Here is a 23030-nt window from a genome sequence, read left to right on the forward strand (position 1 = left end):
ATGAAGCCCGAGCACATGAAGCTGCTCCGGGATAAGCGTTGGCGCCTGAACAATCTCTACTTCATCACGGACAAGCAGGGCAAGAAGGTCCGCTTCCGGATGACGGACGAGCAGATCGAGTACTTCGATGGGATGCACACCCGCAACATCATCCTGAAGGCTCGGCAGCTCGGCTTCACCACTGAGTGTTGCATCATCCAGTTGGACGCGGCGCTGTTCGAGTCAGCCAAGTGCGCCCTGATTGCTCACACCCTGAACGACGCTAAGCGCCTGTTCCGGGAGAAGGTGAAGTATGCGTACGACAACCTGCCGGCTGATATTCGCGCAGCCAACCCGGCGAGCAACGATGCGGCTGGGGAGCTGGTATTCAGCAAAGGCGGCTCACTCTACGTTTCCACGTCCTTCCGGGGCGGCACGCTGCGTTACCTGCATGTGTCTGAGTTCGGGAAGATCTGCGCCAAGTTCCCGCACAAGGCCCGCGAGATTGTCACCGGCGCCTTTGAGGCTGTGGCAACCGACTGCTTCGTCACGATTGAATCAACGGCGGAAGGTCGGGCCGGCTACTTCTTCGATTACTCGCAGAGTGCCGAGCGCCAGCAACTGGCCGGTGTGCCCCTGGGCCTGCTCGATTGGAAGTTTTTCTTTTTCAGCTGGTGGAAGAACAAGGCCTACTGGCTTGACCCCACCGACGTGGTCATCCCGCAGCGCCTGACCGATTACTTCAACGAACTGGCAGCCAAACACGGGATCGTCACGAACCCCGGACAGCGCGCCTGGTACGCGGCCAAGGAGAAGACGCTCGGCGACGACATGAAGCGAGAATACCCGTCTCTGCCGGCCGAAGCTTTCCAGCAGTCGATCGAGGGCGCGTATTACGCCAAGCAGTTCACCAAGCTTTACGCCGCTCAGCGTATCGGAGCGCTGCCCGACAACAGCCATCTGCCGGTCCATACGATCTGGGATATTGGCGTAGGCGACTCCACCGCGATCTGGTTTGTCCGGATCGTTGGCGAGGAATATCACGTCATCGATTTCTACGAGAACAGCGGTGAAGGCCTGCGGCACTACATGAAGGTGCTCAAGGATCGCAAATACACGTATGGCGATCACTGGGGGCCGCACGACATCGATAACCGGGAGTTCGGCAGCGACGGCAAAACTCGTCGCGAGCTGGCCCGCGAGGGCTACGAGATCGACGGTCAGAAATACAGCCTCAAGTTCAGCGTCGTTCCTAAGCTCGGCATCGACGAGGGCATTGAGCAGGTTCGGGAGATCCTTCCGGCCTGCGCCTTTGATGAGTCGAAGTGCGAACTGGGCATTTCCTGCCTGGAGAACTACCGCAAAGAGTGGGACGACAAGCGCGGCTGCTGGAAAGACAAACCTTTACACGACTGGTCATCACACGGCGCGGATGCATTCCGCTACTTCGCTGTTTCGATGGGCAGGCGCAAACGCACAGGCGGTGTCCGCCGTATTGGAGGATTGGCCTGATGCCAGTGCAATCGACAAACCCCGACTTCGACGCGCACATCGCCGAATGGGAAATGATGGACGACGCGCTCGAAGGCGAGGGCGCCATCAAGCGCAACGATCGGAACCTGCCCAAGCCCAGCGGCATGGTGGAAGCTGAAAAGCTCGACGCCACCGGCAATAAATACCTGTACCAGAACTATACAAACCGGGCGCAGTACGAACACTGGGTGCGCGACTCGCTGCGGTCGATGATGGGGCTGGTGACCCGGCTGATTCCTGAAATCGCATTGCCGTCTGGTCTGAAAGGGCTGGAAGACAATGCCACTTCGGACGGCTTCGGCCTAAAGCAGTTGTTCTTCCGAATGGTGCGCCAGGCCATTTCCCATGGCCGGGTGCCGCTGGTGGTGAACATCGACGATGCAGGTGAGCCGTATTTCTCGACCTATGCCACCCGCAACGCCATCAACTGGAAAGTGGGCAGCCAAGGCGGCCGGCAGGACCTGGTGCTAGGGGTGTTCATCGAGTTCCGAGACGACAAGGAAGACGAGTTCGACCACGACTGCAAGATGGTCTATCGCGTCTTCAAGATGGTCGGCAACGTTTGCCACAGCGAGGTGCTGGGTGAAAACGGAGAGGTCATCGAGGATTTGAAGCCGCTCGGCACTACCGGCACCGACAATCGCCTGGTGCGAGGCCTGGAGTTTCTGCCAGTGATCTACTGCGGCTCGACCGACAACTCGCCTGACGTGGATGAAGTGCCGCTGCTGACGATGGCCCGGGCCGCGTTGAAGTCCTACCAGCTCAGCGCTGACTACTTTACTGCTCTGCACCAGACCAGCCATCCACAACCGTGGGTGGCGGGAATGGATGAAACGGTGGAGCTCAGCGTCACTGGGCCATCTGCTGCATGGGATCTTGGTCCGAATGGCAAATGCGGCTATTTGGAGTTTCAAGGCGCAGGCATTGAAGCCGTCCGGACGGCGATGGATGACCAGCGCAACGCCGCTGTTGAGGCTGGTGCGAAGGTGATGGACGTCGGGGGCACTGAGTCAGGCGAGGCGCGCAAAACGCGCCAGAACGATCAGCACGCCACGCTGCACAGCATCGTCATCACCGTGGCCGAGGCGGTAGAGCAGGCGTTGCGATATGCCGCCGAATGGAAGGGCTACGACCCGAAACAGGTGACGTTCAAGGTCAATCCTGAGTTCGTGATTCCACAGGTCGATCCTCAGGTCCTGTCCGAGCTTCAAAAGAGCGTCATGGCCGGCACGGTCAGCGCCGACACCTACTGGCAGTACCTCACGACCGGGAAACTGCCGGAACGTCTCTACGACGAAGAAGCCGAACTGATCAGCGAAGAGCGCGAATCGGTCGGCCTTAACCTGGACAAAGATGATGCCGACAGCAAACCAGGAACAGGCCGACAGCCAGCTACTGGAGCAGACGACCCGTCACTCAGTGATGATCGAGCGGCTTAAGACCGGCGAGGTCAAGAAGTTCGAGAAGTACCTGCGCCAGATTGATGCTCTGGTACGGGAGCAACTGACCCGCAAAGAGTTGACGACCTACAGTCGCGATCGCCTTGAGAAGTTCCTTGGTCGGGTCGACGGAAAACTACTGGAGATCTACAAAGCCTTCAGTGATGTGGTGCAGGCCGATCTGGTGGATATCGCTCTGTATGAGTCCACCTTCGAAGCCAATAGCCTCAGTCATGCGATGTCGATTGACGCAGTGGTCCCGGCCAACGCAGTGATTCGCGCCGCGGTGTTTTCGTATCCGCTTCAGGTCAAAGGGTTGGATGGCGGCAAGCTGCTGAAGAGCTTTCTCAGTGGTTGGACCAGAGCCGAGACGATGCGGGTGACGAACACGATCCGGCTCGGCTTCGGCCAAGGCCAGACGAACGCGCAGATCATCCAGGCCGTGCGCGGCACCGCGGCGCAAAACTTCACCGACGGCATTCTCGCTGTGAGCAACCGCAACGCGGCATCAGTGGTGCAGACGGCGATCCAACATGTGGCCACAACGGCACGAATGGAAACGCTGAAGGCCAACAGTGACGTGGTGCTGGGTTATCGTTGGTTGTCGACGCTCGACCGCAAGACTTCACAGCAGTGCAAGGGCCTGGACGGGATGCGTTTCGACCTGGGTAAGGGGCCGTTGCCGCCAGCGCACATCAACTGCCGATCGACGACCGTACCTATCACCAGACTTTCGGAGTTGTTCGCGAAAGACGCCACACGCGCATCGATCGGCGACAAGGGGGCCGGTCAGGTCGATGCAGGCTTGAACTATTATGAGTGGCTGGCAACGCAGCCAGCGCGCTTCCAGGATCATGCTCTCGGGCCGGTGCGGGGCAAGTTGTTCCGCGACGGCGGCCTGACGCCTGAGAAGTTCGCCATGCTGCAGCTCGACAAGAAATTCAAGCCGCTGACGCTGGCCGAACTGAAGGCCATTGAACCTGACATGTTCACCCGGGCAGGCGTTACACTCGGGGCTCCACCAGGTTGAGATGACCGATGCAGATCATTGTCGAGGACGGGCAGGGAAGGCCAGACGCCAACAGCCTTGTGTCCCTGGAAAAGCTAACCTTCTACCGCGACTACTACGGTTTTCGGATCCCCGGAGTCGAGGCTGAGCAGATCGCGTTGCTGCTGCGCGCTGCGGCGGATATCAACGCTCGCGAATGGAAAGGGCGCAAAGCCAACCCCAATCAGGCAATGGCTTGGCCTCGACGTGAGTGCAAGATCGAACATCAGACGCTCTCAGAGACGTTCGTGCCCTTTGAGCTTGAATGGGGGCAGGTGCGGCTCGCGGTCGAGCTTTATGCCGCGGAGCATGGCTTTCAGATCGAAGAGCCAACGCATTGCACTGAGCCAAATGGCCGCCGCACCCGACTCAATCGCGATACGCCAGGCTTCCGCATGAGGCCGCCGCCGTACGCACCGAGCAGGACGCAGTTCGCCGATTATCTGATAATGCGTGGATTGCATATAGTCGCTAAGGAGTAGCTGATGTTCAAATTGCTGCGGTGGGCATTCCTGCTCGTAGTATTGGCCACCATTATTGGCCTCGCTTTTTTGCTCGGCCTATCGTTTGGCCTTGGCAACAACCACGACAAGTTCATTACCGAGACGGTGCCAGTGCTGTCAATGCTTGGCGGATGGGTCGCAGGTATCGGCGCGTTGGCAGCGGTTCTCACCACTCTGTGGTTGGCCGACAAGCAGCGAAGGGAAGACGTAGAAAGTTTACAGGTGCAGGTTAGGTCGGCGATTGCGATGAACGGTCAAGGGGGCTGGTTCATAGCTTTGAATGTAATAAGTGATGGAAAGCGGCCTGTTGAGGTGACCAGCATTTCCGTTATTTCGCCTCATGCGAAGGCATACATCCCAATCACCGATCTTGCCTATGGAAGTAGTGCCCTGCCTGCTTCTCTTTCCTATGGACAAAGAGCGTCCTTCCATTTACTCGCTGGATTTGAGAGGGAAATAAGAGGCTTTGTGAACAGTCACTGTAAAGGTAGGGCGGCAGGGTTGAAGGTCGTAATCAGCACAACGTTAAAAGACTTCGATGCACCGCTTCCAGAGCATCTTCTAACACTCAATGATTAGCGGAATGAGTTACTGAAGATCAGTAACCATCCTTACAGACGAACCTCGGCCATGCCGGGGTTTTTTTATGCCCGCAAAGCGGGAAATCAAACCCAAGGGGTGCACCAAGTGGCAGACGAAAACACGATTGATCTTGAAGACCCTGCAGTGAAAACCGCCATCGCGGCAGCAGTCGACGCTGCGACCCTGGGCCTCAAGAATAAAAACACCGAGCTGCTTGGCTCGCTCCGGACCACCAAAACTGAACTGGACGGATTCAAGACCCAGTTCGAAGGTCTGGACATCAATGCGGTGAAAGGCCTGCTGACAAAGGTCGGACAGGACGAAGAAACCCGACTTCTGGCAGAGGGCAAGCTCGACGAGGTGATCACCAAGCGTACTGAGCGCCTGCGCACCGACTACGACACCAAGCTGGCCGCCGAGAAGACCCGTGCCGACAAGGCCGAGGCCTTCGCAGCCAAGTACAGCGACAAGGTTCTGGCTGACTCCATCCGCGCTGCCGCCATCAAAGCTGGCGCGCTTCCCGAGGCTGCCGAGGACATCATCCTACGCGCCCGGGGCACTTTTAAACTCAGTGAAGACGGCGAGGCGATCGCCACCGACCGTGACGGCGAGGTCGTTTACGGGAAGGACGGGAAAACCCCGCTGTCGCCGCTCGAATGGGCGGAATCGCTGCGTGAAACAGCAACACACCTGTGGCCTAGGGCTCAGGGTGCCGGTCCGACCGGCGATCAAGGTGGCAAGGCCACGAAGAAGTGGGGTGAGTACACGGAAACCGAGCGCGCTGCGCTTGCCCGCGACAACCCCGAGCAGTTCAAAAAACTCTTGGCCACCAAAGGAACCTAATCCATGGCAACTACCCAGCTGGCAGACATCTTCGTCGCCGATTACTACGGCGCTCTGGCGCCGGTCAACTCCCCGGAAAAGACCGCTGTCTTTGAGTCGGGCATCATCACCAAATCCCCCGAGCTTGATGCCATTGCGCAGAACGGCCAGGGCACCTCGGAAATCAGCTACTGGCAGGATCTGGACGCTGATGAAGAGCCGAACATCTCCAACGACAACCCGGATGACCTGGGTGAAGTTGGCAAGGCCGAGCAAGGCAGCATGCGTGCCCGCACTCTGTACCTCAACAAAGGTTACGGCGTAGCGGATTTGACCTCGGAGCTCGCCAACTCCGAACCGATGCAGCACATCCGCAACCGCTTCGGTACTTACTGGACTCGCCGCTGGCAGCGTTACCTGCTCGGTGCAGCCCGTGGCGTGATTGCTTCGAACATCTTGAATGATGCCGGTGACATGGTTGTGGATGCGGGCGCGACCATCAGCGCCGGTGCGTTCCAAGATGCAGCTTTCACCTCTGGCGATGCTGCTGATGTGTTCGCAGCTATCGGCGTGCACTCCGTGGTGATGAACCAGATGGTCAAGCAGGACCTCATCGAATACCTGCGCGACTCCGACGGCAAGATCATCCTGGCTACCTATCTCGGTAAGCCGGTGTTCATGGACGACAGCCTGGTATACGGCCCTGGTCGCTACCTGTCGGTTTTCTTCGGTCAAGGCGCGTTCGGTTACGGCGAAGGCAATCCAACCGTGCCTGTCGAACTGGAGCGCAAAGCTTCCGGCGGTAACGGTGGCGGTGCCGAGGTGCTGTGGGAGCGGAAGACGCTCATCCTGCAACCAGCCGGCTTCAGCTGGAAGGGCAGCACCAATCAGAACCTCAGCCCGACTGCCGCGCAGTACGCCGCAGCGGCAAACTGGGAACGTGTCTTCGACCGCAAGCAGGTTCCTTTCGCTGCCGTAATCAGCGGCACCGCCACCCCGTAAGCCAACCTCGGCGGGGCGCTTCGCGGCGCCCCAGTCGACACGGAGAGAATCATGAAGGTTATCTACACCGACAAGCCGGGCAACGAGCCTGAGGTTTGCTATCGCCTACTCAATGAGTTCTTCGGGGTCATCAGTTCGGCAAAGGAAGTGGTGGTGGACGGCGACAAGCCCAACATCATTGAAGCCTACAAGCGCGCTGGCATCATCGTCACCGACGGTAAGACTCCGTCGTTGCGTGAAGACGGCCCAACAGTCGCCGAGTTTATGGACGCTGGTTATCAGGCAGCCAACTACCCGCCGCAAGGCTATGTCTCCCGCAGCACGCCGGAAGAAATTGCGGAAGCCATAAAGGGCCAGGCCAATCCCGAAACCGACCCGCTGAAAATGAAGGTCGCCGACCTGAAAGAGTGGCTGACCGGCAAGGGCATCGCGTTCGATGCCTCCGCATTGAAAGAAGACCTTCAGGCCCTGGTGCCAAAGGAATAAGGACAAGCACATGACCGACTTCATCACTGTTGCCTACGTTGACACCCTGCTGGGTCCTGGCTGGGCGGGCACCGGTGATCCGGTCCTTGCTGTGAGCATGGCGAATGCCTGGCTCACGGCCAAGATTAAGCGGGTTGTTCCCGATCCGGTTCCGGCTGAGATCAAAACAGCCGGCGCCCAAATCGCCAAAGAGGCGGCAGCGGGCAATCTGTACAAGGCCACCCAGAAGGAAGTCCTCAGCAAGACGGTATCCGCTCAATCTGGCACCTCGACGAGCAAGACCTATGCGGCCGGGTCAAAGGACCTGTCTGCCGGCGAGAACTTCGCCATGGCATTGCTGGTGCCCTGGACCAAGCGCTCCGGCGTCATGATGCTCAAGAGGATCTGATCATGGGCATGCGCGACGAGATTCAGGCTGAGATGGTCGAGGCTTTCGACGATCCTGATGGTTTGGCAGATGCCGTAAAGCCGGTAGCTGGCATTCGGAAGGTGGCGGGTGAATACGACCCCGACACTGGCACAGCGCCCGAAGTGACCATCACCTACGGCGGCCGTGGAGTGTTCGGCAGCTACCTGGCCAAGGAAATCGACGGCTCGCTGATCCAGACAACTGACGAAAAGCTTCTGGTACTCCAGAACGAGCTGTTCATCACGTTTTTGGGTGCTTCGACAGCAATTCTTGCAGTTCCAGAAATAGGCGATGTCATCGGCGGTAAGCGCGCTTTGAACGTCAGCCAGGACCCGGTCGGCGCTACCTGGACAGTCCAGTTGAGGGTTTGAAGATGGCAAACAATCGCGCCGGCCAATCCGGCAGTTTCGCGCTGAGCCTTGCCGAGTTTGCGGCCCAAGCCACGGAAGCCATCGATGCCAGTCTGCGCGAGATCATCATCGAGGTCGGTAGCAGCGTTATCCGGATGTCACCGGTCGGCAACCCTGAGATCTGGGCGCAGAACACTGTGGCCCATCAGTACAACAAGGCCGTGGACGATCACAACAGCGATTTGCGCAGCGATCCGGTCAACCTGACGAAGGCGGGTCGCCTCAAGCCGGGTCGCAAGCTGAACGACGGCATGGACATCGTTGCCCCTGAAGGCTACGCCGGCGGGCGGTTCCGAGCCAACTGGCACCTCTCGATCGATGTAGTGGAGAACGTGACCTTTGACGAGGTCGACCCGAGTGGGCAAGAGACGATTGCAGCACTGGTTTCGGCTGTCAGCGACTTCACCGCCGGACAGACTGCCTACCTCATCAACAACTTGCCTTACGCCATCCCTCTGGAGTTCGGACATTCGACCCAAGCACCGGGTGGCATGGTCCGCATCACCGTGGCCCGCTTCCAGCAGATCGTGCAGGAGGCCATCAGGAACAACCAGATATGAGTCACAACATCATTGCCTCAATCTACGAGGCCAAGCTGATCAACTGGGCGAAAGCCTTGCCGGTACCGCTGAAGGTCGTCGTCGAGAACGAGGCTTTCACGCCCGTCGACGGCGCCACCTACCTGAAGGCGTTCACGCTGCCAGCGGACACCGCAAGCAACACGCTCGGCGGCGACCACAAGCTGTACACCGGCATGTTTCAGATCAGCATCGTGACGCCGTCGGGCAAGTACCGCGGTGCAGCCGGTGCGCTGGCTGATCAGATCGCCACGCTGTTCCCTCTGTACGAGCGGAACACGAAAGACGCATTGACCGTTGTGACGATGACGCCGGTTGACCCAGGCCCCGGCATTCCAGACGACACCACTTTCACGGTGCCGGTTTCGTTCTTGTACCGAGCCGACACCAACTGAATTAGCCCGTTGGGCAAACCCAGAACCCGCCATTGAGCGGGTTTTGTCATTTCTGCAAAGAGGAAAACCCATGAGTGTCAAGATTCCCAACGGCACCACATTCGAGATCGCGTCCACGCTGAGCCTTGCGAAACCTTTCACTGCAATCAGTAACGCCAAGCCCGCAGTGCTGACCGCTGCCGCGCACGGCCTGGCCAATGGCGACGTGGTCGTCATTGATTCGGCGTGGGCGAAGCTGAACGGCCGTCCTGCACGAGTGATTGATTCCGATGTGGGCGACTTCGCGGCTGAAGGCGTGGATACCACTAGCGTGAAGAGTTACCCGTCCGGCTCCGGTGCCGGCACTGTCCGGGCCGCTTCTGGCTGGACGCAGATCGCGCAGATCACTGAGCCAGCTGCCAACGGCGGCGAGCAGCAGTTCCTCACTTACGGCTTCCTCGAAGATGATGATGACCGACAACTGCCCACCACCAAGTCGGCCAGCAGCATGACGCTGCCGGTTGCTGATGATCCGGCTCAAGCGTACGTCGCGATTGTCGAGGCTGCCGACGAAGACAAAGAGCCGCGTCTGGTGCGCGCGAACCTCCCGGGCGGCGCGACCATTTACTACTACGCGTACGTGTCGATCACCGCGACCCCGACGCTGAGTCGCAACAACATCATGACGCGGACCATCACGCTGTCGTTCGCCTCCCGCCCAACTCGCTACAACGCCTAAGGGGTTCCCATGGCAAAGTTTTCCATCGCGCCAAAGCCGACGTTCACTGTCGACGTGGCCATCCCGCAGGTTGGCGACAGGCCGGCAATGGTGCCGTTCACCTTCAAGTATCGCGATCGCACGGCACTGGCTGAGCTGTTCGATGCCTGGAAGGCAAAAGCGGAAGAGCTCGGGGAGCGCTTCAAAGGAACTGAACCAACACTCGCGGAAATCACTGCGGCTGAAGTCGAGCAAGGTGTCGATCAGATCAGGGATTTGGTTGTTTCGTGGGGCTTCGGCGAAAAGCTCGACGATGAGTCGATCACAGCCCTGGTGAAGAGCTGCGTCGGTGTTTCAGATGCCGTGGTGAAGGCCTACAGCGAAGCCTTCGGCAAGGCCCGCCTGGGAAACTGACCGCCGCTGCCCGCGCGCTCTACGAGGCCGACGGCGACCCCGAGCAAATGGCGATGTTCGGCTTCTCGCCAGAGGACTACGACGAAACCTTCGAAGTTTGGCCGGACAACTGGAAGGCCTTCCTCGTCATGGATTCGATGGGGACTCAGTGGCGAACAGGCGCATGCGGCGCAACTGGACTCGATTACGGCGTCCTTCCGAACGTGATGAGGCTCGTCGGTGTTTCGGCGACGGATCGCCCAGGTGTGTTTCAGGACATCCGCGTAATGGAATCGGAAGCCATCGCGGTCATGGCCCAAGCCCGCGACAACAGCCCGTGAAAACGGGCACTTATTCAAGGTGAGTCGATGAACATTGCAGAACTCGGCATTAAGGTCGACTCGGCTGATGCTGCCCAGGCTGCGACCGATCTCGACAAGCTGACCAAGTCCGGTGAGCGTGCAGAGCAATCCGCCGTTGGCCTGATGAAAGAGATGGAAGCGCTGGAGAAGTCGTTGTCGAAAGGCGCGACCACTACGCAGGAACTGGCCAAGCAGCGCGAGAGTCTGGCGAAACTCTCCAAGACCGGCGCTTATGGCGAGGCCGAATTCACCAAGATCACCGCGCAGCTCGATAAACAACAAGTGGCCCTGGCCAAGTCCACCCTGGACGAGCAGAAGGCCCTGAATAGTCTGCTCGGAGCGATCGACCCGGCACGTGCGGCCATGGGCAAGCTCGACACCCAAGTCGAGCAGCTGGGCAAGCATCTCGACGCAGGCCGGATCAGCCAGGACCAGTACAACTCGGCGCTCAGCAAGATCGACGGCAATTATGCGGCGCTGGAGAAAACCGCCACCGGTTTCGACCGGCTGAAGCTTGGCACCCGCCAGGCGCAGGAAAACGTCGTTCAGCTCGGCAACGCGTTGTCGTCCGGTGATTGGGGGAGCGGCGTGCGCGCCGTCGCTCAGCTGGGTGCAGGTGCTGGCGCTTCAGCTGCCGGCCTGCTTGCCATCCTTGCCCCGATCGCGCTGGCCACTGCCGCCGTCGGCGCTCTGGCTGTTGCCTATTACAAAGGCAGCGAGGAGCAAGACGCATACAACAAGTCGCTGGTGATGACCGGTAGTTTCGCCGGTGTCAGCGCTGGTCAACTGGGCGAAATGGCCCGGCAGGTAAGCGCTACGGTGGGTACCACTGGCCAAGCTGCTGCTGTTCTCGCGCTGCTGGCTGGCAACGGCAAGATCGCGGGCGAGAGTTTCACGGGCATCACCCAGGCCGCCGTTTCCATGCAGGAAGCGACGGGCAAGGCTGTCAGCGAAACCGTCGCCGAGTTCTCGAAGCTTGCCGACGATCCGGTGAAGGCATCTGCCGCACTGAACGCGCAGTACCACTACCTGACTGCCTCGGTTTACTCGCAGATCGCGGCGCTGGAAGAACAGGGCGACCACGCAGGCGCTGTGAAGCTGGCGACCGAGCAATATGCGGACGCCATCAACGAGCGCACGCCGAGAATCCTCGAAAACCTAAGCTTCTGGGAGAAGGGTTACAACGCTGTCGCGCGTGCTGCTGACAACCTGAAAAACATCGGCCGCAGCAACATCGGCTCCGATATTGAGCAGGCTCAGCGTGATCTGGCCCGGGCAGAGTCTGGGGATGTTGGCCTGTTTCAAAACAAGCAGGAAATGATCGACCTCTACCGCAACCGGCTGAATATGCTGGAGGACCAGAAGGCCGCTGAAGCTGACATTGCCAAGTACGACGGCGAGCAGGCCAAGGCACAGCAAAGCGCAGTCGTGGCGATGTCCAAAGTGGACGCGATCACCAAGTCTTCGCTAACCAACGAGCAGAAGCGCGCCGAGGCGATCAAGGATTACAAGAAAAGCCTTGATGATATCCGGAAGGTAGACCCGAAAGACTCTCGGCTTGATCCGGCAGCGGTCGCCAAGAACATGGCGAACCTCAATGACAAGTTCAAGGATCCGAAAGCTGCCGCAGGCAGTGCTGACCTGACCAGCTTCAACAACGCGAAGAACGTATTGGCCGAAACCCTGGCCTACTACAAAAGCGCGGACAAGGAGCTCGAAGCATCGCAGCGGGCCGGGGTGATCTCTCAGGCCAGCTTCACCGAGCAACGTGTCAGCCTGCTGAAGCAACAGTCGGAAGAGGTAGCCCAGAGTTACCAGTCGGAAATCTATGCGCTCGAAGCGGCCAAGGCAAAAAAGGGCACAACCGCGGCGCAGGTCATCCAGATCGATCAGAAGATCGCCGATGCCCGCAGCGCCATGGTCAAGGCGCAGCAGGATAGCGACAGCGAACTGTCGATCATCGGCACCAACGAAGAAGGTCGCCTGCGCAAGCAGACTCTGGCTGTCAGCACATACACCAGCGCGCTGCAGCAACAGGTCGAGACACTTCGGCAGCAGGGTATGCGCGCGGCTTCTGGTCTTGGTCAGGGTGACCGCCAACGTGCGCTGACGGATCAGCAGAACGGTATCGATGATCGCTTCAACCAGCAGAGCCTTGAACTGGCCAACCAGTATGGTGATGGCTCGCGAGGCATGAGCCTTGACGAGTACACCCAGAAGCTGGCGGCGCTGAAAACCACCCAGCAGGATCTGCACGACACCGTGCAATCCAACTATGACGAGATGACAGCCGCCCAGGGTGACTGGAGCGCTGGCGCATCGTCGGCGTGGCAGAACTACCTGGAGTCGGCGCGGGATGTTGCCGGACAGACGAAAAGCTTGTTCAGCAACGCCTTCAGCTCGATGGAAGACGCGATCGTAAACTTCGCCATGACTGGGAAGGCGTCGTTCGGTGATTTCGCGAAGTCGATCATTGCAGACATGGCGCGCATAGCTACTCGGCAGGCCAGTTCGGCGTTGCTGGGTAGCTTGGTCGGGGCCGCCACCAGTTATTTCACTGGCAGCGGTACCGCCGCTTCGGCGGGATCTACTCAGGCAGGCTACAGCGGCGACCTATCTGGCTTCACTCCGGGCAGTATTCAGGCCGAAGGTGGCGCCTGGTCGTCCGGCGTGCAGTTGTTTGCCAACGGTGCAGCCTTCACCAATAGCGTAGTGAGCAAGCCAACAGCCTTCGGCATGGCCGGTGGCGATATCGGAATCATGGGGGAGGCGGGGGAAGAGGCGATCATGCCGCTGACCAGAACAGCAGGCGGCCAGCTTGGCGTGCGGGCTTTGGGTGGTGGCAGCAGCGGATCGACCATCAGCATCAACGCACCGGTCACCGTGGCGATTCCCGATCGCAGCTCTGAAGGGATGCAGCTCGACCAACAGGCGCTTTCGCAAAACCTCCAGATGCAGATGAAGGCCGCAGCAGAGAGAGCGGTGGCCGAGTCGTGGCGTGCCGGCGGCGTAAGTTTCCGCAACGTTAACGGGAGAGCCTGATGGCGATTGAGACATTCACCTGGCCAACTCAGCACGGCGACGCACCTGAAATTACCTATCGGGTGCGCACCTCGCAGTTCGGTAACGGCTACAAGCAGACGGCCGGCGATGGCCCGAACAATAAAGAGGACGCCTATCCGATTACTTACAGCGGCCCAAAAGTCAAAGTTCTGGAGATTATGGCGTTTCTCGACCGGCACGCTGGGGCAAAGGCATTCCTCTGGACCACGCCTCTAGGCCAGCTCGGCCTGTTCACCTGCAAGAATCCCGTACCCACTCCCGTGGGTGGTGGAGTTTTCAAACTCACGGCAACTTTTGACCGTGCATTCCAACCATAAGGGGCAACCATGCCGCTGATCAGTGATATCCAAGTCCTTGAGCCTGGCAGCGAAGTGCTGCTCTTTGAATTGGACGGTACGGACTATGGAGCGGATGTGTTGCGCTTCCACGGGCATGCGATCCCGCACTCGCCGGAGGAACTAATTGCCGTCGGCGCCGATGCGAATCAGCTGCCCGCGAAGGCGATTTGGTGGCAGGGCAACGAGTACGGCGCTTGGCCGATGCAAATCGACGGGATCGAAGCCAACGGCGACGGCACGGCCGTACGGCCAACGCTGTCAGTCGGTAACGTGAACGGACGTATCACGGCGTTGTGCTTGGCCTTCGACGACCTGCTCGAGTTCAAGCTGACCATGCGGCACACGCTGGGCACGTACCTGGACGCGCAGAACTTCCCAGCCGGTAACCCTAGCGCTGATCCGACTCAAGAGACGATCGAAGTCTGGTATATCGACCAGAAGACGAACGAGGACGGGGAGACGGTCAGTTGGGAGCTTGCCAGCCCGGGTGACGTGGGCGGCGAGTCAATCGGCCGTCAGGCTACAACCTTGTGCCACTGGTGCCTCACCGGCGGCTATCGCGGGCCGAACTGCGGCTACACCGGGGGATACGTCACGAAGGATGGCGTGCCAACCGACAACCCGGAGATGGATGAATGCGACGCGACGCTGGGCCGGGGTTGTATCCCGCGCTTCGGCGAGGGTAACCCGCTGTCATTCGGTGGCTTCCCCGCTGTCTCACTCATCGCACGGAGCTGACAATGCGCAAGCAAATCTTGAGCGCAATCCAGGCTCACGCGGCTGCCGAGTACCCGAAAGAGTGCTGCGGCCTGCTGCTGAGCATTGGGCGCAAACAGCAGTATTACCCGTGCCGAAACATCGCATCTGAACCCAGCGAGGAATTCCGGATTGATCCGGAGGACTACGCCGCGGCCGAAGACATAGGTGAAGTGATCGGCATCGTCCATTCGCACCCGGATGCCACCAGCAGGCCGTCTCCCCGCGACCTGGCCATGTGCGAAGCGACCGCGATGCCGTGGCACATCCTCAGTTGGCCGGAGGGTGACTTGCGCACGGTGATGCCAGCCGGCGCCGTTCCGCTGCTGAAGCGTCCGTTCGTGCATGGCGCTTGGGATTGCTGGCAGGTCTGCGCGGATTGGTATCAGCGCGAGTGGGGACTGGAGTTTGAAGCCTTCAATCGCGCCGACGGCTGGTGGGAGAGCAAGGACAACACCAGCCTGTACGAGGCGAATTACGAGGCCGCCGGCTTCTATAAAGTCGACCAGCCGCAGCGAGGCGACATGATCGTGATGGAAGTGGGTCGGACGGTTTACCCAAATCACGCGGGGATATTCCTCGGCACCAACCCGGAACTTCCTAGTGAGGATGCTGCGACTTTCGGCCCAGGGCCTTTCCTGCTGCATCACCTTTACGGCAGGCCGAGTGAGATCATCGTTTTCGGTGGTCCATGGCTTGACCGGACGCGCCTGATCCTCAGGCACAAAGATGCACAACCAACCATATGATGCGGCAGGGCCGCAGGAGGCTTGCATGAGCAAAGACAAAGCAGAATCACATGGCACAGCGGAAGACTGCTTCCCTGGTCATCGTGACGCAGGGAAGGTTTTGGAGTGGGTTAGTCAGCAGATTGCGGCGACTGAACTGGGTGCAAGCCTTTTATCAAAGCTCGCAGCGCCAGCTGATGGCCCGACGATCCGTCCGCGTATTCGCGATCAACAGGCAGCGCTTCGATAAGAGCCTGCGCGGCATCGCTGATCAACGTGCGCTTCGATACGTCTAGCGTTGCGAGCGCGGTACCTATTAGGGTGATCGCGGCGAGCGTGCCCGTCTCGAATGAACTCAGTACTTTTTTGTCACTCATTTCACTTTCCTTGCGTTATCCGCGCCGAGATTGGCGCAATCCCAGTCCTTGGGCTTGCAGGCAAAGGACTGGGGAATCCGTTGTTTTTTTGTGTGGGATATGAGCATCAAATACCACTCTTGATGGTATCGAGATCTCCTTGTTTTTACTGCTTAATTGAAGGTTCTTGTGCCGGAGTGTGGATGGCAGGAGATACCGGAATATTTGGGACCTTCTCAATCATTTGCAAAGTTTGTTTTTGTTCTTTTTCTAGTTTTGTTTTGTATGTGCTAGCGCCTACATAGATTCCGAAAGTAATAACTGAATAGAATCCTATGGTGACTGTAAGTAACGAATATTTACGAATGCGCCTGTAACCGATTTCTCCTTTCTTGACCAGGGTCCACGTACTTTTTAAGATTGGTGCGGCTTTCGATCTTATTTCATTGCAAGAGATTAAAACGCTCTCAAAATCCCCTTTAGCTGAGAACTCCCTTGCCTTTGAGATTGCTTTCATTAGTTCGGATTCTGGCGTTGTTGCATCCTCAGAAATATGATCTGCGTTCAACCTTAACTGAATCCTAGTGAGATTTTCGATTGCTCGTGAAAATGCATCTCGTGTTTCCTTATACCATTCAATATGAAGCGTGTTTTTTTCCTGAGGGGTATGAAATTTCTCCGCATCGAATGTATTGGTAACACGTACAAGCTCTTGTGCAGCTGAGATGTACTCGGCTATTTCGTTTCTAAGGCCATCTATCCAAGCAAGTCTAAATTCGGATACTTTATTTTCTTTTGAGCTGACCATGTTCATGAAAGAAAAAAAGCCACTTAGAAGTGCAGCAGTAATTACGCCGAAGGCAACATAAACTGTTGCTGGGATTGAGGTTATGTCCATTTAACTTTCCAATAGTTATAAGTGCTTAAAGCACAACATTTTTGATAAATTGTGATGAAGGCATTGTGCCATTTATTCGCGATGAGCAATACTGTGGATCCATACATAGGGAGAGCCTGCATATGTGGTGCTTCCATGTGGCTCACACGTTAGTGCTACAGTTACGCCAGACCAAATTAGGTAACGATATGAGGATTTGATGGGCGCGCTTGTGTTGGCTTCTGTGCTTTTACTTGCAGGGTGTGCTGGAACAGATTTTCCTGCGATGAAGCACGAAAGGTTCAAATCGGTATGACGGAGGATCAGGTCTTCGAGATTATGGGGTCGCTATATTCCGTTGTTTCTCGAGCTGATGGTCAGATGTGGGTATGGAGTCACGCGAACGGAGTGACCGATGTTACTCGAGTCATTTTCTTCCGAAGTTCCCCAATTCCGGCTAGCTTTAAATAGGCTGGCACCACGTTGCTGACCAGCTTCGATTATTTTGTTTTCGCCACCCAGTGATATCTTGCATCCTTTTCCACAGGAGTGACCTGCATGAAATTATTCGTAGGGGCGTTGGCTGTTGTGTTGGTGGCGGGATGTGCGACATCCCCCACGCCGTCGAGCGAAGCGAAGCAGGCGCCGGCAAGCCAGTTGACTGCGTACCAGCAGAAGCCATCAGGATCGTTTGGAGTACTCCAAGTAATCCGGGACTCGGGCCATACGGGTAGCTTGTGCTCAATGGCTGTATTTATTGAAGGTAGGCAGGTTGCTCGGCTTGATGCGGGGCAAAAAGGTTCGTTCTATCTTCCACCTGGCGCTGTATCGGTGGGGGCTGCTTATACGGGATCCGGAATCTGCTCGATGGGCGCTGATCGGGTAGAGCGAGAGGCCACCGTCAAAGATGGTGCAGTGAAGAAATACAGAGTTTTCACCGGCGGTGATGGGCAGATAGACATTCTTCCCACAACGCTTTGAACATGACCGCCTCCGGGCGGTTTTTTTATTGTCCGGAGAATGGCATGTGCTCAGCTATCACTTACACCCCGACAACGACAGTAATGCTTTCAGGTTCGCTTGCTAAAAAGTTCTACCGCAGCAGGCCATATCTCCTGGATGGAGGTTCTATTGGGGAGGTGTTCCGCGCGCTAAACGCAACGATCGAGGGGTTCGCCGAAGAAATAAAGCGCCTTGAGCGTCTTGGATTGAAGTTCGCGATCTTTCGCAACCGTAAGAACGTCGGTATGGATGGATTCGATCTCGGCGGTACCAGAGAAATCCGCATTGTGCCGGTGATCGGGGGTAGCAAACGCGCCGGGGGCTTACAGACGATTATTGGCACGGTAATGATTGCCGCCGCTTACGTGCTGTCGTTCACACCATTCGCAGCAGCATCCCCTTTCTTGTATGCGGCCGGCACGGCCAGTGTTGCTGGTGGTGTGATCCAGATGCTCAGCCCCCAGCAGGGCGGCTTGTCGCAAAGCGCATCCCCTGAGAACTCGCCGTCGTATGCATTCGGCTCCGCCAAAAACACCACTGCCAGCGGCAACCCGGTACCGATCTGCATCGGCGAACGCCGGTGGGGCGGCATGATCATTTCCGCATCGATCCTCGCCGAAGACAAAGCGTAAACCGCACGCAACAAGCAGGCCGCCCATGAGGCGGTTTTTTTTCGCCTGGAGGAAAGCATGGGCGCAGCACAGAAGATCGACATCCACGGCGCGAAGGGCGGGGAGAGCAAACCAAAATCACCGACCGAGGCCAGCGATAGCCTGCGCTCGACCAACCTGGCCAAGCTGCTTATCGCCGTGGGCGAGGGCGAGTTCGACGAAGTCCCAACCGATTACGACATCTATCTGGACAACACCCCGATCCGGGACGCGAGCGGTAACTACAACTTCCCTAATGTGAAGTGGGACTGGCGCTCGGGTTCCGTCGACCAAACCTATATCCCTGGTATTCCATCGGTCGAAAACGAAACCTCGCTCAACGTCGAGTTGCGCAGCGATGCACCCTGGGTGCGCTCAATCAGCAACATCCAGTTGTCTGCCGTGCGCGTGCGCCTGGCCTGGCCGGCGCTTCAGCAGCAAGACGATGAAGGCAACGTCGGCGGGTATCGAATCGAGTACGCCATCGACGTGGCCACTGACGGCGGAGCCTATCAGCAGGCGCTGGTCGACGCTGTGGATGGCAAGACCACCACGCGTTACGAGCGTTCGCCACGCATCAATCTGCCCGATGCGACTACTGGCTGGCAGATCCGCGTCCGCCGCCTGACACAAAACCAGAACAGCAACAAGATCGCAGACACGATGCTGATCGCCGGCTACACCGAAGTCATTGACGCAAAGCTGCGCTACCCAAATACCGCATTGCTCTACATCGAGTTCGACGCCGAGCAGTTCACCAACATTCCAGCCGTCACCGTGAAGTGCCGTGCGCGCAGGTGGCAGGTGCCGAGTAATTACGACCCGATCGCGCGGACCTACACCGGCACATGGGACGGCTCCATGAAGCAGGCCTGGACCAATAACCCGGCTTGGATCACGTACGGTATTTGCACTGAGGACCGCTTCGGCCTGGGCAAGCGAGTCAAGTCGTTCATGGTCGACAAGTGGGAGCTCTATCGGATTGCGCAATATGCCGATCAACTGGTACCGAATGGCCTCGGCGGCGTAGAGCCTCGCTTTCTTTGCGACATGAACCTGCAAGGCAAGGCTGATGCATGGTCCCTACTGCGCGATATCGCCGGCATTTACCGAGGCATGACCTACTGGGCCCAGGGCCAGTTGGTAATGCAAGCGGACATGCCTCGCGCGCAGGACTTCGACTACGTCTTCACTCGAGCCAACGTCATCGACGGCAAGTTCTCCTACGGCAGCGCCTCGGCCAAGACTCGGTACACCCGGGCTCTGGTCAGCTACGACAATCCGGCGAACAACTACGACACCGACGTCATTCCGTTCGCGGACCTGGACCTTCAGCGACGCATGGGCGACAAGCCGACCGAGCTGAGCGCCATCGGTTGCACCCGAGCGTCGGAAGCCCAGCGCCGCGGTAAGTGGGCGATCCTCAGTAACAATCAGGACCGCACCATTTCGTTCAAGACCGGCATGGAAGGGGTGATCCCGCTCCCGGGCCACATCATTCCTGTGGCTGATTCGCTGCTGGCAGGTCGTGAGGTCGGCGGGCGCATCTCTGCTGTCGCTGGTCGTGTCGTGACGCTGGATCGTGACACCCAGGCCAAGGCCGGTGATCGCCTGATTATCAACCTGCCGGGTGGCAGGGCCGAAGGTCGCACCGTGCAGAGCGTGAATGGTCGCGCTGTGACTGTCACCACCAATTACAGCGAGCCACCGCTGCCACAGTTGCAATGGGCATTGGACGCTGATGATCTGGCGATCCCGCTCTATCGCGTACTGCGGACCAAGCGCACAACCGAAGGCGACTTCGAGATCAGTGCGTTGCAGTACGATCCGAGCAAGTTCGCCTACATCGACACCGGCGCGCGATTGGAAGAGCGGCCGATCAGCGTTATTCCGATCACCGTCGTTCCGGCGCCGACCAGCGTTACCGTTACGTCGAACTCGGTTGTCTCCCAGGGTATCGCCGTGGCTACCATGACCATCACCTGGCCTGCGGTAAACGGAGCTGTCGGGTTCGACGTCGAGTGGCGCAAGGACAGCGGCAATTGGATCAAACTGCAGCGCACCGGGATGACCAGTGTCGACGTGGTGGGCATCTACGCTGGTGCTTATGTGGCTCGTGTCCGCGCGGTGAGTGCTTTCGATATCTCGTCGATCTGGCGTAACTCGATCCTGACCAACCTGAAGGGGAAGGAGGGTCTGCCGCCGGCGCTCAGCTATCTGACGGCCACGCCGCTGCTGTTTGGCATCTATCTAAAGTGGGGATTCCCGGCCGGTGCCGAGGACACGCAGCGGACGGAGATCTGGCACGGCCCGACGACCAGTCTGGAGGCAGCCACCAAGCTGACAGACCTGTCGTACCCGCAAAGCGATTTCTCGATGCTGGGCTTGCGCGCAGGCGTGACGCTCTACTTCTGGGGTCGCCTAGTGGATCGGATTGGCAACATCGGTCCGTGGTACCCGATTGGCATGGGCGTGCAAGGTCAGTCCAGCGCCGACGCAGCGGCCATTCTAGAGATGATTGCCGGCCAAATTGGCGAAACTGAATTGGGCCAGGACCTGCTGGACGAGATCAACAAAATCCCGGGACTTCAGGATCAGATCGATGCGCTGGACGGACTGAAGGGTTACGACCCGGAAGCCTCCTACGTTGAATACGATCTGGTTGTGGTTGGCAAGCGCATCTATCAGGCGACCGGCGACGTGCCGCTCGATACCCCGCCACCGAATGAGAACTACTGGCTGGATGTTGGCCAAACCGTCGAGACGGCCAACGGCCTGGCGCAACAGGTCGCGACCAACACGGCCGAGATCACCGAGCTCGACGGCGTGGTCACGGCCCAATCGACAGCGTTCCAGGCTCTGCGCGCTTCTTTCCGTGATGATGACGGGCAAGGCGACTTGGATGGCGCGCTGAAGGAGTGGGGGAGTACCGCGGCCATTGCCACTGAAGAGAAGGTGCGGGCGTCGGAGAATCTTGCCAGCGCGCAGAAGATCACCACTCTGACCGCCGCAGTCGGCGAGAACGAAGCCAATGTCATCGACCTGCGCCAGACTGTCGCGACGGACAAGGAGGCCACTGCTACGGCGATCACCCAAGTCAATGTAAAGGTCGGCGAGAATACTGCTGCCATTCAGGAAACCTCGACCGCCTACGCGGACACCAGCGGCAAGCTCTCGACCATGTGGTCGGTGAAGATGCAGATCACCGCAGGCGGGCAGTACGTCGCAGCCGGCATCGGCTTGGGCATCGAGAACACCGGCGCGGGTCTGCAAAGCCAGTTCCTGGTGAGTGCCGATCGCTTCGCCATCGTCAACACCATCGCCGGCGGCGCCATCTCGGTTCCGTTTGCGGTGCAGGGTGGTCAGGTGTTCATGAACTCGGCGTTTATCGCGGACGGCACCATCACCAACGCCAAGATCGGTAGCTACATCAGCTCGACCAACTACATCGCTGGCCAGCAAGGCTGGATTCTCAATAAAGATGGAACGCTTGAAATTAACGGCATCGTTCCCGGGCAGGGGCGGCTGGTGATCAATGCGCTGAACGTCTCGGTCTACGACGCGAACAATGTACTGCGTGTCCGTCTCGGTTATTTGGGGTGAACTATGGCTTCATTTGGCTTGCGTGTTTTTGATGGAAGCGGTGGCCTGTCCATGGACACCAACAGTTTCACCTATCAGGTGATCTGGCAGGGCGTGATCGACTTCAGTGGAGCCACGCCTAGTTACACGCTGAACATTCCGGGGTTCAATCCAGCTAACTGCGTGTTCATGATCATTCCGTCCAGGGCACAGGATGTGCAGTCATCCGAAACCGATGGGAGTGGTAACACTAAATCCTATCCGTACGTCACTCCCTCGGTAGGGCAGGTGGTCGTTTTGCCTAAAAACCCATCGGCCCGCGCGTCGACACTCCAGACAAGGATTGTCGCCAAGGCCTACGCGGTGAGGTTTGCAACATGAGCTTTGGATTTCAGAGCATCAACGACAATGCATTTGTGCAGATTGACGCCGAGGCGCCGCGGCTTTGCATGCTCGCCAAGGGGGTATATTCAGGGACGACCAATGCGTCGGGGGTGTTTGCCAGGGCAATCACAAGCGCAGATCCGCCGCTGGTGTTCGTTCGCCCGGATCCGGGGGCGATCCAGGTTCCGATATCGGTGTGGTTCACCGGTGGCCCTGGAAACTGGACCGGGTTCACCATGAAGGCATCCAACGTCAACGCAACGTTAAGCGGCCAGTATTTCGCGGCAACCTGGGCGTCCATGGGCACGGCGGCCTATGGCCTGCGGTTATGGGATCAGAATGCGACGCTTGTTTATGACAGTGGCGCGCCAGCGGTTGTCGTGACCTTCGCGGCAGGAAACTGGACGTACCTCGGAGAGGAGCAGCTGACCGTAGGCCACCGGTATTTCTGGGGAATCAACAAGATGCTCGGCGCAGGCGAGTACGTCTCCCTAAATCCTTTCGCCATGAACTGCCACAACAATGCATCGGGTGGCGGTTGCGCACTGGGCGTCGATTACGCCAACGGCCGGATCATGATGTACAGCCTCGCCACAACTGCCTGGACTGACCAAGGTCACCGTCCATTCCTCTGCGCCAAATTACTGGCCTGACTT

At 58.4% G+C, this 23030-nt stretch carries 26 protein-coding genes; 24 read left to right on the forward strand and 2 right to left on the reverse strand.

Features of this window, described 5'->3' with window-relative positions; all coding sequences use genetic code 11:
- The 19 genes from BLW70_RS15765 to BLW70_RS15855 all read left to right on the forward strand — a co-directional run bounded on the left by BLW70_RS15765 (nt 1) and on the right by BLW70_RS15855 (nt 15544).
- Nucleotides 1-1491, forward strand: coding sequence for a terminase large subunit (locus BLW70_RS15765; RefSeq protein WP_074875398.1), 1491 nt, complete (start codon nt 1-3; stop codon nt 1489-1491).
- Nucleotides 1491-2951, forward strand: a complete 1461-nt coding sequence (locus BLW70_RS15770; RefSeq protein ID WP_074875400.1) for a DUF4055 domain-containing protein — start codon at nt 1491-1493, stop codon at nt 2949-2951. Before BLW70_RS15765 ends, BLW70_RS15770 begins: the two co-directional genes overlap by 1 nt.
- A complete protein-coding gene (locus BLW70_RS15775; protein ID WP_176579703.1) occupies nt 2869-3981 on the forward strand; it encodes a minor capsid protein in 1113 nt (370 codons plus the stop codon). Before BLW70_RS15770 ends, BLW70_RS15775 begins: the two co-directional genes overlap by 83 nt.
- 8 nt (nt 3982-3989) lie before the next feature.
- On the forward strand, nt 3990-4481 hold the full coding sequence (locus tag BLW70_RS15780; RefSeq protein ID WP_074875403.1) for a DnaT-like ssDNA-binding protein: 492 nt from the start codon (nt 3990-3992) through the stop codon (nt 4479-4481).
- Between the two features lie 3 nt (nt 4482-4484).
- The gene (locus BLW70_RS15785) at nt 4485-5081 is read left to right on the forward strand and encodes a hypothetical protein (RefSeq protein WP_074875405.1); all 597 of its coding nucleotides are present in this window, start codon (nt 4485-4487) and stop codon (nt 5079-5081) included.
- 108 nt (nt 5082-5189) lie between these two features.
- Entirely contained in the window at nt 5190-5927 is a 738-nt protein-coding gene (locus BLW70_RS15790; protein WP_074880599.1) for a hypothetical protein, read from the forward strand.
- A gap of 3 nt (nt 5928-5930) precedes the next feature.
- Nucleotides 5931-6908: a phage coat protein gene (locus tag BLW70_RS15795; RefSeq protein ID WP_074875407.1), complete on the forward strand. Its 978-nt coding sequence runs from the start codon at nt 5931-5933 to the stop codon at nt 6906-6908.
- Nucleotides 6909-6959: 51 nt separating this feature from the next.
- Nucleotides 6960-7394, forward strand: a complete 435-nt coding sequence (locus BLW70_RS15800) for a HeH/LEM domain-containing protein (RefSeq protein ID WP_074875409.1) — start codon at nt 6960-6962, stop codon at nt 7392-7394.
- Nucleotides 7395-7404: 10 nt separating this feature from the next.
- On the forward strand, nt 7405-7782 hold the full coding sequence (locus BLW70_RS15805) for a hypothetical protein (protein ID WP_074875411.1): 378 nt from the start codon (nt 7405-7407) through the stop codon (nt 7780-7782).
- Nucleotides 7783-7784: 2 nt separating this feature from the next.
- Nucleotides 7785-8174 carry a hypothetical protein gene (locus BLW70_RS15810; RefSeq protein WP_074875413.1) on the forward strand — a complete coding sequence of 130 codons (390 nt, stop codon included), beginning with the start codon at nt 7785-7787 and terminating at the stop codon, nt 8172-8174.
- A 2-nt stretch (nt 8175-8176) separates the two neighbouring features.
- The gene (locus tag BLW70_RS15815) at nt 8177-8773 is read left to right on the forward strand and encodes a hypothetical protein (protein ID WP_074875414.1); all 597 of its coding nucleotides are present in this window, start codon (nt 8177-8179) and stop codon (nt 8771-8773) included.
- On the forward strand, nt 8770-9186 hold the full coding sequence (locus BLW70_RS15820) for a phage tail terminator-like protein (RefSeq protein WP_074875416.1): 417 nt from the start codon (nt 8770-8772) through the stop codon (nt 9184-9186). The genes BLW70_RS15815 and BLW70_RS15820 overlap by 4 nt, the downstream gene beginning before the upstream one ends.
- 70 nt (nt 9187-9256) lie before the next feature.
- Entirely contained in the window at nt 9257-9904 is a 648-nt protein-coding gene (locus BLW70_RS15825) for a phage tail protein (protein WP_074875418.1), read from the forward strand.
- Nucleotides 9905-9913: 9 nt separating this feature from the next.
- Entirely contained in the window at nt 9914-10297 is a 384-nt protein-coding gene (locus tag BLW70_RS15830; RefSeq protein ID WP_074875420.1) for a phage tail assembly chaperone, read from the forward strand.
- A gap of 47 nt (nt 10298-10344) precedes the next feature.
- Nucleotides 10345-10617, forward strand: coding sequence for a DUF1799 domain-containing protein (locus tag BLW70_RS15835; protein WP_074875422.1), 273 nt, complete (start codon nt 10345-10347; stop codon nt 10615-10617).
- 27 nt (nt 10618-10644) lie between these two features.
- Nucleotides 10645-13680 (forward strand): phage tail tape measure protein, encoded by a 3036-nt coding sequence (locus BLW70_RS15840; RefSeq protein WP_074875424.1) that lies wholly within the window; start codon nt 10645-10647, stop codon nt 13678-13680.
- Entirely contained in the window at nt 13680-14018 is a 339-nt protein-coding gene (locus tag BLW70_RS15845) for a phage tail protein (protein WP_074875426.1), read from the forward strand. The genes BLW70_RS15840 and BLW70_RS15845 overlap by 1 nt, the downstream gene beginning before the upstream one ends.
- Nucleotides 14019-14027: 9 nt before the next feature.
- A complete protein-coding gene (locus BLW70_RS15850; RefSeq protein WP_074875428.1) occupies nt 14028-14777 on the forward strand; it encodes a phage minor tail protein L in 750 nt (249 codons plus the stop codon).
- 2 nt (nt 14778-14779) lie between these two features.
- On the forward strand, nt 14780-15544 hold the full coding sequence (locus BLW70_RS15855; protein ID WP_074875430.1) for a C40 family peptidase: 765 nt from the start codon (nt 14780-14782) through the stop codon (nt 15542-15544).
- A gap of 110 nt (nt 15545-15654) precedes the next feature.
- Here the strand turns inward: BLW70_RS15855 and BLW70_RS15860 are convergent, their stop codons facing one another.
- Together BLW70_RS15860 and BLW70_RS15865 are read right to left on the reverse strand one after the other, a co-directional pair.
- A complete protein-coding gene (locus BLW70_RS15860) occupies nt 15655-15900 on the reverse strand; it encodes a hypothetical protein (protein WP_074875432.1) in 246 nt (81 codons plus the stop codon).
- 145 nt (nt 15901-16045) lie between these two features.
- The gene (locus tag BLW70_RS15865) at nt 16046-16777 is read right to left on the reverse strand and encodes a hypothetical protein (RefSeq protein WP_074875434.1); all 732 of its coding nucleotides are present in this window, start codon (nt 16775-16777) and stop codon (nt 16046-16048) included.
- 537 nt (nt 16778-17314) lie between these two features.
- Between BLW70_RS15865 and BLW70_RS15870 the strand changes: the two genes are divergently transcribed.
- Genes BLW70_RS15870 through BLW70_RS15890 form a run of 5 tightly spaced genes read left to right on the forward strand, consistent with a single transcriptional unit; the run spans nt 17315 to nt 23027 of the window.
- On the forward strand, nt 17315-17737 hold the full coding sequence (locus BLW70_RS15870) for a hypothetical protein (RefSeq protein WP_074875436.1): 423 nt from the start codon (nt 17315-17317) through the stop codon (nt 17735-17737).
- Nucleotides 17738-17781: 44 nt separating this feature from the next.
- Complete coding sequence (locus tag BLW70_RS15875; RefSeq protein ID WP_074875438.1) at nt 17782-18390, forward strand: tail assembly protein; 609 nt, start codon at nt 17782-17784, stop codon at nt 18388-18390.
- Between the two features lie 57 nt (nt 18391-18447).
- Complete coding sequence (locus BLW70_RS15880) at nt 18448-22011, forward strand: TipJ family phage tail tip protein (RefSeq protein ID WP_074875440.1); 3564 nt, start codon at nt 18448-18450, stop codon at nt 22009-22011.
- A 51-nt stretch (nt 22012-22062) separates the two neighbouring features.
- Nucleotides 22063-22371 (forward strand): hypothetical protein, encoded by a 309-nt coding sequence (locus BLW70_RS15885; protein ID WP_235865003.1) that lies wholly within the window; start codon nt 22063-22065, stop codon nt 22369-22371.
- A complete protein-coding gene (locus tag BLW70_RS15890) occupies nt 22368-23027 on the forward strand; it encodes a hypothetical protein (protein ID WP_074875445.1) in 660 nt (219 codons plus the stop codon). The genes BLW70_RS15885 and BLW70_RS15890 overlap by 4 nt, the downstream gene beginning before the upstream one ends.
- The last annotated feature ends 3 nt before the right edge of the window (nt 23028-23030 follow it).

It is taken from the genome of Pseudomonas frederiksbergensis (genome assembly GCF_900105495.1).
Taxonomy (GTDB): Bacteria; Pseudomonadota; Gammaproteobacteria; order Pseudomonadales; family Pseudomonadaceae; genus Aquipseudomonas; species Aquipseudomonas frederiksbergensis.

Excerpts from the sequence above, each read along its gene's own strand:
- BLW70_RS15830 (WP_074875420.1), top strand. The coding sequence starts at position 9,914 with ATGGCAAAGTTTTCCATCGCGCCAAAGCCGACGTTCACTGTCGACGTG.
- BLW70_RS15855 (WP_074875430.1), top strand. The coding sequence starts at position 14,780 with ATGCGCAAGCAAATCTTGAGCGCAATCCAGGCTCACGCGGCTGCCGAG.
- BLW70_RS15780 (WP_074875403.1), top strand. The coding sequence starts at position 3,990 with ATGCAGATCATTGTCGAGGACGGGCAGGGAAGGCCAGACGCCAACAGC.
- BLW70_RS15810 (WP_074875413.1), top strand. The coding sequence starts at position 7,785 with ATGGGCATGCGCGACGAGATTCAGGCTGAGATGGTCGAGGCTTTCGAC.
- BLW70_RS15825 (WP_074875418.1), top strand. The coding sequence starts at position 9,257 with ATGAGTGTCAAGATTCCCAACGGCACCACATTCGAGATCGCGTCCACG.
- BLW70_RS15805 (WP_074875411.1), top strand. The coding sequence starts at position 7,405 with ATGACCGACTTCATCACTGTTGCCTACGTTGACACCCTGCTGGGTCCT.
- BLW70_RS15800 (WP_074875409.1), top strand. The coding sequence starts at position 6,960 with ATGAAGGTTATCTACACCGACAAGCCGGGCAACGAGCCTGAGGTTTGC.
- BLW70_RS15885 (WP_235865003.1), top strand. The coding sequence starts at position 22,063 with ATGGACACCAACAGTTTCACCTATCAGGTGATCTGGCAGGGCGTGATC.
- BLW70_RS15835 (WP_074875422.1), top strand. The coding sequence starts at position 10,345 with ATGGCGATGTTCGGCTTCTCGCCAGAGGACTACGACGAAACCTTCGAA.
- BLW70_RS15845 (WP_074875426.1), top strand. The coding sequence starts at position 13,680 with ATGGCGATTGAGACATTCACCTGGCCAACTCAGCACGGCGACGCACCT.
- BLW70_RS15765 (WP_074875398.1), top strand. The coding sequence starts at position 1 with ATGAAGCCCGAGCACATGAAGCTGCTCCGGGATAAGCGTTGGCGCCTG.
- BLW70_RS15795 (WP_074875407.1), top strand. The coding sequence starts at position 5,931 with ATGGCAACTACCCAGCTGGCAGACATCTTCGTCGCCGATTACTACGGC.
- BLW70_RS15820 (WP_074875416.1), top strand. The coding sequence starts at position 8,770 with ATGAGTCACAACATCATTGCCTCAATCTACGAGGCCAAGCTGATCAAC.
- BLW70_RS15840 (WP_074875424.1), top strand. The coding sequence starts at position 10,645 with ATGAACATTGCAGAACTCGGCATTAAGGTCGACTCGGCTGATGCTGCC.
- BLW70_RS15875 (WP_074875438.1), top strand. The coding sequence starts at position 17,782 with ATGTGCTCAGCTATCACTTACACCCCGACAACGACAGTAATGCTTTCA.
- BLW70_RS15815 (WP_074875414.1), top strand. The coding sequence starts at position 8,177 with ATGGCAAACAATCGCGCCGGCCAATCCGGCAGTTTCGCGCTGAGCCTT.
- BLW70_RS15865 (WP_074875434.1), bottom strand. The coding sequence starts at position 16,777 with ATGGACATAACCTCAATCCCAGCAACAGTTTATGTTGCCTTCGGCGTA.
- BLW70_RS15775 (WP_176579703.1), top strand. The coding sequence starts at position 2,869 with ATGCCGACAGCAAACCAGGAACAGGCCGACAGCCAGCTACTGGAGCAG.
- BLW70_RS15770 (WP_074875400.1), top strand. The coding sequence starts at position 1,491 with ATGCCAGTGCAATCGACAAACCCCGACTTCGACGCGCACATCGCCGAA.
- BLW70_RS15890 (WP_074875445.1), top strand. The coding sequence starts at position 22,368 with ATGAGCTTTGGATTTCAGAGCATCAACGACAATGCATTTGTGCAGATT.
- BLW70_RS15850 (WP_074875428.1), top strand. The coding sequence starts at position 14,028 with ATGCCGCTGATCAGTGATATCCAAGTCCTTGAGCCTGGCAGCGAAGTG.
- BLW70_RS15785 (WP_074875405.1), top strand. The coding sequence starts at position 4,485 with ATGTTCAAATTGCTGCGGTGGGCATTCCTGCTCGTAGTATTGGCCACC.
- BLW70_RS15870 (WP_074875436.1), top strand. The coding sequence starts at position 17,315 with ATGAAATTATTCGTAGGGGCGTTGGCTGTTGTGTTGGTGGCGGGATGT.
- BLW70_RS15860 (WP_074875432.1), bottom strand. The coding sequence starts at position 15,900 with ATGAGTGACAAAAAAGTACTGAGTTCATTCGAGACGGGCACGCTCGCC.
- BLW70_RS15880 (WP_074875440.1), top strand. The coding sequence starts at position 18,448 with ATGGGCGCAGCACAGAAGATCGACATCCACGGCGCGAAGGGCGGGGAG.